Source organism: Bacillus sp. AFS002410 (assembly GCF_002556365.1).
GTDB lineage: Bacteria > Bacillota > Bacilli > Bacillales > Bacillaceae_G > Gottfriedia.
On record NZ_NUEU01000099.1, the window covers coordinates 1 to 13,932 of the forward strand.

Sequence of the window (13,932 nt, forward strand, 5' to 3'; positions counted from 1 at the left end):
CTTATAATACGAACGCATGCGTTAGTTGCATAGCTCAAGAAAGATATTTTGTATAAACAATGAACTGTTCAAGAAAAAGTCTTAGATTATTTTGGACATCTTTCAACTCACCATATATTTGTTGCTCAGCTAAATAAAATCCATCTGATAAAAAATGAATTTCTAACTCTATCCATTCACAACTATCAGGTAAATGCTTGATTAACTTATCCATTATTTTTATGACGTTAAACATATCTTTTGTAGTATTTAAGTATTCATTTAGTAACCCGAGTAGTATTTTTGGAGGTAAGTCGTTATCAAACTCCCCCTGGATCATCATAAGTTTTAAAATAATTTTCTCTAAATTCTCTTTTGATGATAATGATAATTCAATAATTTCATAAGGTGGGAAATCAAGTTGATCAATTACATTATCTGCCCACATTATAACATCCTCGATTCTTAAAAATCCTAGGGTTAGTCCTAATTTATATACTTCTGCATTTAATTTTATATCCATTGTAATCCCCTATTGAGTTTATTATCCTTAATATATTCCATGAAATTTAGTTAATCCCTTGTTCAACTAAACTGCCATTTAGTTCCATAAAAAGATCGGCTAAACAGCCGATCCGTTGTTCAACTAATGTATTAGTTAGTTGTACAAGGCTTATAAACGCCATACCTTAGTTGGATTTATACTCTGATAGCTCAACTATATCGCAATAGTTTATTTTATGTTCTTTTAGAACCTCAAAAGCTTTGGATTATACAACTAAATGATGTTTTTGTGAAACTGAAAAATCGTCACCTGACCATGAAGAATATTTATTTCCTTCTATTGTTATTTTTCCATTTGGAATTAAACGATTGAATTTTGGAAGTACTAAACCAGGATGCCATTCGCAAAATTCTTCTGTAACCGACACTTCTACATTTTCAATTTTAATTCCACTTAGGTTACTTTGTAATATTGAGTTCGTTAGATTTTCGGTAATAATAAAACATGGTGTTGTTTCAAGGATTTCATCACCAAGCCATCCTTCAAATTCATAATGAAGATACAATACTTCACTTGCATCTCCAGATTGATTTTGAGAAAAAATCGTATTTTGATCAATTCCACCTGCTACATCTGGTTCTAATAATAATAAATTCACAATTCCATCATCCCTTAGCATATGGTTTATTTTTTCTACTTAAAAAAACTGTATTTCAGTAGTATGAATACTCTAATATTTTACCATAAATTAAAAAGTTCTTATCCAACTAATCTGCCATTTAGTTGCTTAAGGAAATCAACAATCTACTTTAACAGAGCCTACTTTTTAATAGATTCTTTACTTTTTTATAAATTCCTTGTTCAATTAAAATACTATTCACATTATGTTAAGATATTTTTAATTGATTACTATCTAAAATAAAAAATGACCCCATTAAAAAAGGGTCATTACTATTTATATAGTACAAATTTGTTCTAATACTTTAAAATATTCGCCATTATTCCGCCAAGCAAATAAAGCATTATTTAAGTTAAAAGGATTGTCACCTGACCAGAAATGAAGTCCTAGATCAACTAAATAATTTGTGCCCTCGCCATCGTTTAAAGAATAAACTAGTTTTGAATTTTCTTTTTTAAAATACCAATCAAAAGGACCATTTAAGTGCTCAGAAAAATCGATACGATTAAAAATTTTAGGAATAGCAGCTACATAGCAAGCCCTTAAATAATCTTGATGTTCATTCTTAAAATAGTTCATCAAAATACCATAGTTTTTTTCATGTTCAAGGCTAATAAAGTACATCCAACCCACCTCTATTTTTAATGATAGCTGCTTTAATTAAAATAATATATGTAATTAAAAGCGTTTTCATGATTTAAGTCTATTTATTAATTTTTGAAGTTGGAAAGACTTAAATTAAGAGGTTAATATGTTGTTGAATTCTTTAAATCTAGTGTTTAAAATCACTAACGTATGATCTATTTATTTTTATTAATTAATTAAGTAACTTTCGTATATACTCAATTTCTTCCATCGAAAGTGTTTTATTCCCATATCGTACTTTCTCGTAAAGCGGAACAAATTCTTGTTTTTTATCAATCCGTTCAAACCATTGTTGTATTGTTTCGTATGTGCGTCTTTGCTGTATTTTAGGTAATTGTTTTTCCCATTGTATTAACAACACCCTTATTTCTTCTGTCGGTATATGAATTTTTTCATTGATAGGTTTGTTATATTTATTGGGTTTCGTATCCTTTGTTGATTGCAAGGAAACACCAAATGAAATTTCTTGCAACCTCCTATTCTCTCTTTTCTTTAGAAAAACGAAAGCAATAATAGCAAGAATTAAAGTGATCATCCCAAGAATTATCCAATTCATTTCTTTCTCAACATTACTAGAATGCATTTTGCTTTTTGAATTAATTTCTGGTATTTTTTCTCCTTTAACTGGTTTTCCGTTTCCTATCTCTGTTTTATCGTCTCCTTTCCAAGAAAATAGCTTTTCTCCATTGCCTTCTTTGCCGTTATCAGAGTTAAAAAAAAGAGAGAGCGCTGATATGGTATGATCAGAAGTGTTATCATGCGAGAGTGATGATCTTATCATTTGTTGTGTCATGAGAATACCAACTGACAGTAAGAGAGAAATAGTAATGGCAATCAATAGCATTCGACTCAACCGTTTGTAATAATCCAATTCTTCTCCCTCCTACCCTGTTATTTGAATCCAATGATTTTTACGTGACAATTCTCTTGGCGGAATTCCAATGACAATTGGAGTAGCATCAAGTATCTTATTCCGAAATCCACAACGATAAAAAGCATCAGAAGAAATTGGAGAATCTCCATCATTAATATACGAGAACAAAATTAAGGCTGCTTGCAGTTGTTTTCTGTTTTTACCTGTTGGTAAATGGGTTAACCCTTTTGGAGTTTCACGGTTAATCCATATTTCAAAAGAACAATTTTGCTGAATCAATTGTTTACATGTCCCAATTGCTAGTTCTATGAGTTCGTCACTTTTATGATGAAATGAAAAACCCTTTTGATCTGCTAAATTGACAAAAATAGCGTATCGATCACTTTGAGTAAAAGCGTATTTTTTCGCCATTAATTCTCCACTTTTTGCGGTTGCACCCCAGTGAATCGAACGAAAGTCTTCACTTTCATATCGTTTCACACCAATTAGTTTTGTTTCATCATAAAGTGGTGAAACTAACGCTTTTCGCTGCCCCTGGAATTCCTTGTTCTCTGGTATATGTACTTTTCTCATATTGGGGTATACATGAAAAATAGGTGTTTGTTGATTCGCAAAATATATGGTAACAAGACGCAATGGATCTTTCACAACTAAATTTGCATCTTGCCAGTTGAACTTTCCTCTTTTCAACGCACGTGTTTTGAATGTAAATACCTTGTTTTCTCTACCTTTCATAGAAAAAGAAATTACATAATAATTCGTTTTGAACTTATTTTGAACAAACGATTCATGTTCCCATTGTAAAGCTTCATCAGATGCAAATTGGAAAGAAATTTCATAAATAGTGCGCAATGTAAGATTCTGAAATGTAATGACACAATCCGTTTCTTCATCGGTAAATAGATAATCTTGCTTTAATTTCACTTCCAAGTTCACTACACATTTTCTTGCGTAGTAACGTGCATATAAAACTAGAATTAAATGAACAAAACAAATTGCAAGATAATAAACCGTATGACTAAAAATTGAAAATAAAGTCGTTAAACAAGCAGAGAAAAGAATCGTTATTGGTTGTGCTAAAAAATGATAGTGATAACTCTTTTTCATACTTGTTCAACTGGAGCGAATACAGATTCCAAAATTTCAGCTATGATGCGTTGCTTCGTTGTTTTCATTTCACCTTCAATAGTTAATATTAATCGGTGACTGCACACAGGTATTGCAAGCATTCTTACATCTTCCGGGGTGCAATAATCCCGTCCATTTAAAATAGCTCTTGCTTGAATTGCTCTCGTAAAAGCAAGTGTGCCACGTGGACTAACGCCAATCTCGATTTGTTCATGGTTTCTCGATTCATTTATAATTTGAAGTAAGTAATCAAGCACTTCATCATGGATCGATACTTTTTTGGATTCTTCTTGAAAAGAGATAATTTCTTCACATGTAATAACATTTTTTAAATCACTGATCGGATTACTCTCTTTAAATCTTAAAATCATTTCCTTTTCTTGCTGTAAAGTAGGATATCCTTGGCGAATCGTCAGTAAAAAACGATCAAGTTGTGCATCAGGAAGTGGGAATGTACCTGCTGATTCTAATGGATTTTGGGTTGCTAAAACAAGGAAAGGTGAAGGTAGTTGATGTGTTTGGCCAGCAATAGTAACTGTCCTTTCTTCCATTACTTCAAGAAGAGCAGATTGAGTTCGTGGTACAGCACGATTGATTTCATCCACTAAAACTATGTTTGAAAAAATCGGACCTTTTCTTGTTTTAAAATCTGCTACTTTTAGATCAAAATATTCAAGACCTGTTACATCACCCGGAAGTGTATCCGCTGTAAACTGAATTCGTTTAAAATCAGCATTAATTGATTTCGCTAAACTTTTGGCAAGAGTCGTTTTACCAGTACCAGGAACATCTTCTAGCAATATATGACCATTGGCAATCAAACCAATCATTAGTAAATCAATTGCTTCTTCTTGTCCAATTAGTACGTTTGAGATGTTTTGTTTAATGTTATTAATTGACATTGTTAGACTCCTATCTTTCTTTACTATTAAAGTTAATAATTTCTATAATTGTAAAATTATTCCTTTCTAAAATTATACACTATATTTACATTTTTCTGATAATTGTTTTTTCTATTACAAACAAAAACTCGTTTCTTCTATAAATAATTACTCGGATATAAAAATCCATAAAGTCAGAGTGCGATATTTAGAGATTAATATAAAATAAAAAGGTTTTCTTGATGTTTTTAGCCACAATCAGGAAAACCTTTTTATTAAAATCTCTAAGACTTCTTAAAATTAATTACCAAGAATTATTGTCAATTATAAAATTCGAACGTTACGAAACAACTCAGGCTAAAATATTAATTATGTTTTATTTCTTCATGCCAATATAAAGAAGGTGAGAGGAAGTACCAAGAATATATGGATCTGTTGCTTTTTCTATAAGTAAACTAATAATTTTTTCCACTTCAGATTCGCCTTTATTTCTCCAGTAATTCCAACTTTCATCGTTTAAAATAGTTCCAACATTTGACCCTATTAATTCTAAAGTTTCAAAACCTTGTTGTTCCATAAAAGGATTGATGTCTTCAATATTAAAATAATACGCTCCAGTAAAACGCCCCTCATCTGCATGATTAAAGCAACCAGATTGAGAAAACTCGAGAATAGTATCCATATTATCATTTGGCCTCCAGTTATTTGGAGATAAAAGTGAAGAAAATACATGTCTGATTCTCGGCATAAAAGCGACAAAAACTAGACCATTCTTTTTTGTCACTCTATTTAACTCATTCACAGCTTGAATACGATCTTTTTCTTCTTGTAAATGATACATCGGACCAAGCATTAATGATGCATCAAACTGCTCATCACTGAACATACTTAGTTCTCTTGCATCAGCAGAATAGAATCCATCAAATTGTCTATCTAGTTGAAACTCTAGAGCTTTATTTTTAGCAATTTCAACAAGTCTTGGTGTTAAATCCGTTAAAGTTACTCGATAGCCATCTTTAGCAAGCTCCATTGAATATTTTCCTGGTCCTGCGCCATTATCAAGTATGCAGCCTGTTTTAGGTAAATATTTTTTTATATAGTGCCAATTAACTTGGAATTCAATTGGTTCACGTTCAAGCCTTCCCCACTCATCAAATTGATTGTAATAACTAATTATTTTACTCAAAAAACCCACCTAATTTCTTCCTTTTTATTCTTATTTCTATATACCCCCTTTCAATCCTTCTATCAAAAGTGCACCGTTAATCGAAATAAAAAAAATCGACCATAAAGTCGATTTTGCAGTTCACCTAACTGTAGAGTTAAATCAGTTTGATTTTAATTGTCAGTTTTCTTATTTTTTCTATGTTTGAATAGGATAAATGCTGCAACTCCTAAAGAAATCAATGTAACCAATGCAGTAGTTCCAGACATCCAATCATTTGAACTTAAACTACTTATCATACATCGTTCCTCCACTTAAAAGGTATATATTATACTATTCAATAATTTACATAAACTTCCTTTATTCATATAAAACTCGTTTTAGTCAAAAAAAAGACTACCGAAGCAGCCCATTGGTGTTTACTTATACAATGATCAATTTAAACTTTAATTTGATCTACTTGTATGAACGGTATTTACTTAACTAAATTCCCTAGCAATAATTCATTTAGTTCATCTACGCTTTTTACAATATTTGTAGAGTTAGCATTATTCAGTTCTTCAACTGATCCATATCCATAAGTAACTCCTATCGAATCAATACCACTATTATTTGCTCCAATGATATCATGTTTTCTGTCACCAATCATAATAAAATTATCCAAATCGAACTCTTCGTATTGATCAATTATGTATTGGATAATTTCAGTTTTTGATGATCTAGTTCCGTCAAGATTACTTCCAACAATAAGATCAAAATACTGATCAATCTTAAAGTAGTTTAGTATTTTTTCAGAAAATACTGTTGGTTTAGATGTTGCGACAACTAAAATAAATTGATGGTCTTTTAGGGATTTTAATAACGAAGAAATATTTGAGTATAATTCATTCTCAAACATCCCTTTCTCTGTGAATCTCTCTCTATAATACTCGATTGCTTTTTGAATCTTTGGTTGATCAAAATTGTAATATTCGGCAAACGATTCTTGTAAAGGTGGTCCTATAAAGCATTCAAGCTTATCAAGATCAGGTTCAATTATTTCCATTTTCTCTAATGCATATTGAACTGATTTCGTAATACCTACTTTTGGATCTGAAAGTGTTCCATCTAAATCAAATAATATTATCTTGTATTTGTCCATAATAACCTGTCCTTCCTATTAGAACTCTACTAATATTACCATAATATTTTTTGGAAAACTTTAATTCTAATAGATTATTTCACATCTTATTTTCTACATAAATAGAACCCTACATCCTTAGGATCACGCCAAACTCCTCCATTACCGGCTAATCTATTCTCAACCTCAACTTTTAACCATTTTTTCATATCAGTGTATAAGCCAGTATCTTGCGGTATATTTAATGACGGAAACATGCTGATTACATAATTCATGATCGGCTCTGGTTGTTCAAAAATTAATGAATTAGAAATCACTGTTTCTTCTACTCTATCAAAAGTTGAGTTTAACAGTTCTTTTGCATTCTCTATACAAAATGGAGCAGCAGGCGAAACTCTTTCAGGGAAGCCAAATTCAAATAGCATGTCATTACAAAGCTCCATAATTTTTGGTAATGAATCACGAGAATTTGTAGTAGTAATTAGCCCTCCGTTTGGTTTAATAACTCGATTAAAACCTTCTATTGTTTCTTGAAGATTTGGCACATGATAAAGCATATGTCTTGCTACTAGCCAATCAAATGAATTGTTTGAAAAAGGAAGTTTTCTTGCATCACCTATAATCCATTCAATAGTTAAATTCTTTTGTTTTGAGTTCATAGTTGCTTCTTCAATCATTTTTGATGACTGATCAAGTCCGGTAAGTACTCCACTATGACCTCTTGTTTGTAGTATCGAAAGGAATGCCCCAGTCGCACATCCAATGTCTAGTATCTTTTCATCTTTTGTTAAATTTAATAGCTTAATAACCCATTCATCTAAATCTACCCGTTTTTCTTCGTACAATATATGTGTATCAATTCGTACTTGCAAATGTGTACTAGCTTCATATTGACGTTTCACATCATTCATTTTTTGTGATGCCACTTTTGCACAAAAATTTTGAATTGCATGGGTTAGAAATTCTGTTTTATTTATTCCCTCATAGATTAATGCATCTTCAAATTTTTCTAAAATTGTTTCATTGATTCTAAAGTGAATACTCTTACGCTTGATGTTCTTCCCCTCCCAATCATTTCTAATAAGAACATAGCACGCTTTAAGGTTTTCATTAAGCATTTGTGTACACAAACCGGATTAAAAAATAACTTATTTTTTCTCAGAATATTGATTTATATGATTTAAAAAAGCCAGCAAATGAATGCTGACCGCTTTTCAAATATAGAATTTACCCATGCTTTAGCTACTTATCAGACCATTCGATTTAGGAAAAACATTTTTTAATTGAATTAAATCATCAATTACCAAATCTGCTTGTTTGAGTTCATCTTCTTGTGAAAAATCAAACCTACATCCAATCGCCATTAAATTATTATCCTTAGCTGCATTTATGTCAGATAAGCGATCTCCTATTACAGCTCCGTCCATGATTTCATACTTTTTAAGAATGGTTTTAACTAATTCGCTCTTATTTAGCGATTGAATTTGCTGAATACTAAACGTTTCTGTAACCCAATTATCTATCTGATAATACTTAACAATTGCACTTAAATAGTTTGTTAAACCATTACTCGCTATGTAAATCGAATAATTATTTTCTTTTAAAAAAGCAAAAATCTCTTTTACATTAGGATATAATGCTCCATTCCCATTATTAATATTATCAATTAATCTTTCCTGGAAAAAAGCATCTGTCTGTTCTCGTACTTCCATAGAATACTCAGGTAATAAAGCCTCCCAAACTTTCGGTAAAGGTACGCCCATTATTTGACGATACTTATCAATAGGTGTTACTGAGTTCCATAAATTTAGTGATCTTAAGTGATCAAATGTATCTTCAAGTGATAGCTCTAAAATTTTATCAGTTTGAAATAATGTTCCATCCATATCAAATATAAGTGCCTGTTGCAATTCGATCATCTCCATTTGAAATGTGATTAGTTTTTTCTTAAGTTAGTCTATTAAAATAATTCATATGAGATTAATTTATATTAATTTAAATGCAGATTCCTATTAAACTAGGCTACAGTTAAGCAATTTTTTGTTCAATCAGTCTCTACTTACTTATCAAGTTAAGCATAGTTTCACTTCCATATTCTATTCACTTCAATTAAAGATTCACCTTCAAAAGTAAATTTATAGATATCTGGCATTGTCAGGTCATTCCAAAATTCAAAGTCATATTTCTGATCAAAATAATTCATAATTAGAACCATAATATTACCATGTGTTCCTATTACAACATTCTTTCCCTCGTAATCTTTTAAAATCTTCTTCGTAGCCTCAATTCCTCTTTTCTGTGCAATAACGTTTGATTCTCCACCCTCCCAAGATAAGTTAAAATTCTTCCAAACTTGAGTTATGGCAAAATTAAAGTCCTCAACGGGTTTTTTTGAGAGTTCTCGTTCTTTAAAATTCTCTTCAATGACAATTTCTTTTTTTAACGATTTGGCAACCGCTTCGACAGTTTGAATAGCACGGGTATAAGGACTTGAAACAACAAAGTCAATTTTTTCTTTTAAAAGTAGATCTGCTACTATTAGTGCGTCAGAAAAACCTCTCTTTGATAATGGACGCCCCAATTCACCAGGAGTATATGTAGAATGTGCATGTCTTACAAAGTATAAGTTAGTTAACATAGAAATCTCCCTATTAATCTATTAGTTTAATATTATCTATGCAGTGTTTAGGGAACGGATTTTAACATAATTAAATTGACTATGTTTTTTTATTTCAAAGTCGATATCAACTCTTCATTTCTAACTTCCAAACAATATTCTTCAAATACTTTAGTTCTACCGCCATGTTTTTCATACCAATTTTGAACTCGTTGTACATGTTCTTGATCGCCTCTAACATTCGCTTCAATTTCTTGATACTTTTCATAGCTGTCATACTCCCAAATAGCGAATATTTCTGTAGTTGTTGCATCATGAGAAGTCATCCATCTTCCTGTCAATCTTGCACCATGCTTAAGTTGATTAGGTAAATTCGTTTCATTAAAATGTTCATTAAACGCTTCTACAAAATCATTCTTTACGATGTAATATTTCCTTCTATAGAACATAAAATCTATCTCCTTTAAAATTAGTAGTAAAATAGGAGTCGATTATTGTTTATCGACTCCAAGTTAAACAATCATATAAATCAGTTGTTTTTTAGGAACTTATATGAACTTTGCAAACCATGCAACATAGTAAGCAGCGGGAATAAATAAAATTTGAGAAAAGAGTGTCCCTATAAATTTAGAACTAATCATAGTTAACGAATAACTTTTCAAATAAATATAATCACTTTGTTTTTTCATAACTCGATCTGCTAAAACAGAAGCTTTAGGGTCAATAAATAAAGTTAATAAAATTGTAGATATACCATTAACAATTCCAGACGACATTAATGCAGCCTGAGTAAGATCTTTCGGTACTAACATTGATGCATAGATTGAAGAAAGTACAGATATTGTGTATACAGATGTGATAATTACATTTATAACAAACAGACGTTTTGGAATCGTTTTTAACGTTATACCTTTTAAATAAGATAAACTTGGAACTCTAAAACACTTAATAATCTTAGTAAATCCATTTCGATTAAACTGACTAATAAACAGCCCTACAACGGAACCACGTTGATTCGATAATTGAATAATTGCCCTTGAAAATATATTTACAAAAGTAGGGAATAAAAGTATACCAAATAGTACTCCTATTGATGTTACCCCAATTAAAATCCTATACTGTTCCTCTAAATAAGCTAATTTGTTTGTATCTGGTGCTTGCGCAATAAGTTTGGCCGTTAAAGGTTGCTGAATCATTGTAGAAAACCTTGAAACAATTACCAAAGTACTAAATAAAGATAATGCAGTTGCAATTAATTTTACTCGTGCACCAGATATTCTAGTCGAATATGCTAAAGTTTCTATCATTGTCACAATAAATATAAACACAGATATAATGATCACTTTTCCTGTAATTATTTCCATAATAATTCCTCAGTCTTTCTTAAACTCGAATAATTCATAAATAGTATTATTAAGTTATTTTTTACTACCGTCAGCTAATTTATTTAATTCAATAGATTAACATTGAATCCTCCTTATTCAATAATTCAACTGCAAAAGTAGTCGTTTAGTATTCAAGAAATTAAACTTCATTTTTTCTGTAAATAACTAAATGACCGCCAGAAGCCTCAACCCAATTCCAATTATTAAGAACATCCTCTAGTGGGAGACATTGGTATGGATTAAACATCGTTTGCCCTTGTTTATTAAATACTAAGCCATTACTCAATACGAAACACGAATGAAAGGTATTGTGATCCTTTTCCCATATCAATACGTCATTTGATTGGATCGAATCTGTTTCAATTCTCACATAATCTTTATTTTTCAGTTCTTTATAAAATTCAGCTGGAAGTACCCATTTATTTAAATAAGATGTTATTGTATCTTCATCCTTTTGCAATGCTATTAACTCCGCACCTAAGCAGTTCGGTCCATTTTTACTTCCAAATGTATTCAGTAACGAAACGATGCTTGGATATTCTCTCTTTAAGGCATTCAAATAACTTACATCTGAAATGGAATCCATGTCTACAAACATATTTGCTACATAAAGTAATATATTTGTTCTTATTTCAGTCAGAAAATTTTCCCATAAAAATCCTTGCAGTGTAATCATTTTCATCCCATCAATATTAATCGAAAAAGTATCGAGTGCATTCTGTACCTCAACTGGAATGTCCCCTATTACTTTTCGTAATTCATCTAACTCAAATATGTAACCCCTATTTAGGCGTATTTGTTCTATTAAAACAGCTTTTTGTAACTCTTCCTCCCAACTAAGAAACTCCTCATTAGATACAATAGCTATATATCGAGCTTTTGCAGAAATATTCCACGGCAAGTAAGAGGTTTTTAAATCTAATGACAAATCAACTGTCTCACGCTCATTCACTAAAACAAAGTTTGGTCGATCCTCAAAATAAAAGTAATCAACATCCGGGACAAATTTTTGATCCAATTCTTTTAATACTTCTTTAGTAATTTTATTATGTTTTACTTTATACATTATTTTTCACCTATATTTATCCTAGCGGAACCAATATTCTATTACTTCAACTAATGCATGCGGTTATACACGAGTTTGTTTATTATTTCTATTAAACAAATGCATAAAAATTCTTTAATGCCTTAATCACTGCATCTGGACGATCAATGTGTACTGCATGTCCAGCATCATCAATTATTATATGCTTACTATTTGAGGACAATTTAACAAGTTCTTCTTGAAATTTTGCCCAGTAAACCCACGACTCCGGAGTATGATAAGGTTGTGTACCACCCGTAACCACAAGCAGCGGAATATTACCGAGCGACTTAGACTCACGAATTTGTTCAAGACTTTCTTCAAACTCATCTAATGTAGCTTCAAATTTAAATTGATCAAAATATTCTTGTTTTACTTTATCTGAAAAGAGAGGAGCCATAAACTTATTTTGATCCTCATGAACTGAATCTAAGAGAATTACCCCAGCAACCTCTTCAGGATATTCACTTGCGAATAACCTAACATTTGCTCCACCAAAAGAATGTCCAACTAATACATACGGTGGCTTTACTCCTGCTTTTTGTAGTAAAGTACGGAGGTTATCAACATTTTGCCTACTATGACGTGGTCTATTGTCTTTTCCACTTTCCCCAATACCTGCCCGATCATAAATAAACATCATAGAAAACTGTGATACTTCATTTCTAATTGAATTCCAATTACTTAAGTCCCAGCCATAGCCAGAATCGAATACCATAGTTACATTAGCATCTTTATTTCCAAAAAACTCGTAATTTAGTTCTATTCCCCCTATATCAACTTTTTGCATTAATATATCTCCTCTGAAAATCATTATTTTTATATATTAACATTCTATAAAATGGTAATGATTTCCTTTATAACTAGTTTAATATAGTAAAAAAGAGCCATTATGGCTCCTATGAGATAACAAATATATCTATTAATTCTTCAATAATAATATACACATTATCATTAAAGCTAAAGGAGCAATAATACTGTTAAACACCACTTTTTTATCTCTATTATTCTTACGATTGAATATTCCTTGTATCGAGGTACTAAAAGAAATTAAGATAATCAGTACAAATATTCCTCTTTGAATGTTATGATCCGAGATAAAAAAACTTGCAATCATTAATAAAAGGCACAACGCACTCATCATTAATCGCAAATACTTTTTCATTTTCCACCTCAATTTTTTAACTCTTGCTTTTGATATATTCAATTGTAAAAACGTTAGTACTTTTTTACTGATTAAGGGTGCGTTCATTATTAGGTTAACTAGCCATCCATGTATTATGAATACATCTCAGTCAATATAAGCTTAAAAATTTGTTCCATAGTAATTAGTTAACAATCTTATAAATCCCATAAAAACAGTACTCCCCGTCATGATGAAAAGATTTCTTCTAACTTTTCCTTTTTCCTGTAATCCTAGTAAGAAAAGCATGATTCCTAATATGAAAAATGTATATGGTATCAGGATCCAAAATTTGTTAGTAAAAAAACCGTAAACTTGTAAAATGATTGCAGTTAATAGAGATATTAAACTGATCTTTTTAAGCAAATCCTTACCTCCTAATCTATTAAGCGAAATGTACATTAATTTTTCAAGAAATTTAATTTCGATTATTATTTTACCTACATGATCTTATAAGAGTTCTTTTCTACCCTCCAAAACACTCAATTATTCTGAGAATCTTTCAATAAAATAAACTAAACCTTTATTACATTAGAAAATAACACAAGCAAAGATATAACCTTTCCTATCATAAATATTAATCTACATTACTTTTTTGATCATTTAGATAACACCCTCGCAATAGTAATAATAATACCCATGATTAAACTAAAAACTAATATTTGAATAAAAAAAAACATTCTCTAT

At 30.7% G+C, this 13,932-nt stretch carries 17 protein-coding genes; all 17 read right to left on the reverse strand.

Annotated elements, in window-relative coordinates; translation table 11 throughout:
- Positions 1-34 precede the first annotated feature (34 nt).
- The 17 genes from CN692_RS23605 to CN692_RS23680 all read right to left on the reverse strand — a co-directional run bounded on the left by CN692_RS23605 (position 35) and on the right by CN692_RS23680 (position 13,611).
- Positions 35-502: a hypothetical protein gene (locus CN692_RS23605; protein ID WP_098121577.1), complete on the reverse strand. Its 468-nt coding sequence runs from the start codon at positions 500-502 to the stop codon at positions 35-37.
- 247 nt (positions 503-749) lie between these two features.
- On the reverse strand, positions 750-1,142 hold the full coding sequence (locus tag CN692_RS23610) for a hypothetical protein (RefSeq protein WP_098121578.1): 393 nt from the start codon (positions 1,140-1,142) through the stop codon (positions 750-752).
- A 297-nt stretch (positions 1,143-1,439) separates the two neighbouring features.
- Positions 1,440-1,787 (reverse strand): DUF2538 family protein, encoded by a 348-nt coding sequence (locus CN692_RS23615; RefSeq protein ID WP_098121579.1) that lies wholly within the window; start codon positions 1,785-1,787, stop codon positions 1,440-1,442.
- A 193-nt stretch (positions 1,788-1,980) separates the two neighbouring features.
- Positions 1,981-2,679 carry an LPXTG cell wall anchor domain-containing protein gene (locus CN692_RS23620; RefSeq protein ID WP_098121580.1) on the reverse strand — a complete coding sequence of 233 codons (699 nt, stop codon included), beginning with the start codon at positions 2,677-2,679 and terminating at the stop codon, positions 1,981-1,983.
- Between the two features lie 12 nt (positions 2,680-2,691).
- Entirely contained in the window at positions 2,692-3,789 is a 1,098-nt protein-coding gene (locus tag CN692_RS23625; protein ID WP_098121581.1) for a DUF58 domain-containing protein, read from the reverse strand.
- Positions 3,786-4,712 (reverse strand): AAA family ATPase, encoded by a 927-nt coding sequence (locus tag CN692_RS23630; RefSeq protein WP_098121582.1) that lies wholly within the window; start codon positions 4,710-4,712, stop codon positions 3,786-3,788. Before CN692_RS23630 ends, CN692_RS23625 begins: the two co-directional genes overlap by 4 nt.
- Before the next feature lie 355 nt (positions 4,713-5,067).
- Positions 5,068-5,877, reverse strand: a complete 810-nt coding sequence (locus CN692_RS23635) for a class I SAM-dependent methyltransferase (RefSeq protein WP_098121583.1) — start codon at positions 5,875-5,877, stop codon at positions 5,068-5,070.
- Between the two features lie 152 nt (positions 5,878-6,029).
- Positions 6,030-6,155, reverse strand: a complete 126-nt coding sequence (locus CN692_RS26925; protein WP_179874539.1) for a FeoB-associated Cys-rich membrane protein — start codon at positions 6,153-6,155, stop codon at positions 6,030-6,032.
- A 176-nt stretch (positions 6,156-6,331) separates the two neighbouring features.
- Positions 6,332-6,997 (reverse strand): HAD family hydrolase, encoded by a 666-nt coding sequence (locus CN692_RS23640; protein WP_098121584.1) that lies wholly within the window; start codon positions 6,995-6,997, stop codon positions 6,332-6,334.
- Between the two features lie 86 nt (positions 6,998-7,083).
- Positions 7,084-8,094 carry a class I SAM-dependent methyltransferase gene (locus tag CN692_RS23645; RefSeq protein ID WP_098121585.1) on the reverse strand — a complete coding sequence of 337 codons (1,011 nt, stop codon included), beginning with the start codon at positions 8,092-8,094 and terminating at the stop codon, positions 7,084-7,086.
- A 120-nt stretch (positions 8,095-8,214) separates the two neighbouring features.
- On the reverse strand, positions 8,215-8,886 hold the full coding sequence (locus tag CN692_RS23650; RefSeq protein ID WP_142317569.1) for an HAD hydrolase-like protein: 672 nt from the start codon (positions 8,884-8,886) through the stop codon (positions 8,215-8,217).
- Between the two features lie 173 nt (positions 8,887-9,059).
- Entirely contained in the window at positions 9,060-9,614 is a 555-nt protein-coding gene (locus CN692_RS23655) for a histidine phosphatase family protein (RefSeq protein ID WP_098121587.1), read from the reverse strand.
- 89 nt (positions 9,615-9,703) lie between these two features.
- Entirely contained in the window at positions 9,704-10,042 is a 339-nt protein-coding gene (locus CN692_RS23660; RefSeq protein WP_098121588.1) for an NIPSNAP family protein, read from the reverse strand.
- 99 nt (positions 10,043-10,141) lie between these two features.
- The gene (locus CN692_RS23665; RefSeq protein WP_098121589.1) at positions 10,142-10,957 is read right to left on the reverse strand and encodes a lipid II flippase Amj family protein; all 816 of its coding nucleotides are present in this window, start codon (positions 10,955-10,957) and stop codon (positions 10,142-10,144) included.
- A 160-nt stretch (positions 10,958-11,117) separates the two neighbouring features.
- The gene (locus CN692_RS23670; protein WP_098121590.1) at positions 11,118-12,044 is read right to left on the reverse strand and encodes a hypothetical protein; all 927 of its coding nucleotides are present in this window, start codon (positions 12,042-12,044) and stop codon (positions 11,118-11,120) included.
- A 91-nt stretch (positions 12,045-12,135) separates the two neighbouring features.
- The gene (locus CN692_RS23675) at positions 12,136-12,852 is read right to left on the reverse strand and encodes an alpha/beta fold hydrolase (RefSeq protein ID WP_257144111.1); all 717 of its coding nucleotides are present in this window, start codon (positions 12,850-12,852) and stop codon (positions 12,136-12,138) included.
- Positions 12,853-13,368: 516 nt separating this feature from the next.
- Positions 13,369-13,611 (reverse strand): hypothetical protein, encoded by a 243-nt coding sequence (locus CN692_RS23680; RefSeq protein ID WP_098121592.1) that lies wholly within the window; start codon positions 13,609-13,611, stop codon positions 13,369-13,371.
- Positions 13,612-13,932 lie beyond the last annotated feature (321 nt).

Excerpts from the sequence above, each read along its gene's own strand:
- CN692_RS23630 (WP_098121582.1), bottom strand. The coding sequence starts at position 4,712 with ATGTCAATTAATAACATTAAACAAAACATCTCAAACGTACTAATTGGA.
- CN692_RS26925 (WP_179874539.1), bottom strand. The coding sequence starts at position 6,155 with ATGATAAGTAGTTTAAGTTCAAATGATTGGATGTCTGGAACTACTGCA.
- CN692_RS23665 (WP_098121589.1), bottom strand. The coding sequence starts at position 10,957 with ATGGAAATAATTACAGGAAAAGTGATCATTATATCTGTGTTTATATTT.
- CN692_RS23675 (WP_257144111.1), bottom strand. The coding sequence starts at position 12,852 with ATGCAAAAAGTTGATATAGGGGGAATAGAACTAAATTACGAGTTTTTT.
- CN692_RS23645 (WP_098121585.1), bottom strand. The coding sequence starts at position 8,094 with ATGCTTAATGAAAACCTTAAAGCGTGCTATGTTCTTATTAGAAATGAT.
- CN692_RS23670 (WP_098121590.1), bottom strand. The coding sequence starts at position 12,044 with ATGTATAAAGTAAAACATAATAAAATTACTAAAGAAGTATTAAAAGAA.
- CN692_RS23605 (WP_098121577.1), bottom strand. The coding sequence starts at position 502 with ATGGATATAAAATTAAATGCAGAAGTATATAAATTAGGACTAACCCTA.
- CN692_RS23615 (WP_098121579.1), bottom strand. The coding sequence starts at position 1,787 with ATGTACTTTATTAGCCTTGAACATGAAAAAAACTATGGTATTTTGATG.
- CN692_RS23640 (WP_098121584.1), bottom strand. The coding sequence starts at position 6,997 with ATGGACAAATACAAGATAATATTATTTGATTTAGATGGAACACTTTCA.
- CN692_RS23625 (WP_098121581.1), bottom strand. The coding sequence starts at position 3,789 with ATGAAAAAGAGTTATCACTATCATTTTTTAGCACAACCAATAACGATT.
- CN692_RS23655 (WP_098121587.1), bottom strand. The coding sequence starts at position 9,614 with ATGTTAACTAACTTATACTTTGTAAGACATGCACATTCTACATATACT.
- CN692_RS23660 (WP_098121588.1), bottom strand. The coding sequence starts at position 10,042 with ATGTTCTATAGAAGGAAATATTACATCGTAAAGAATGATTTTGTAGAA.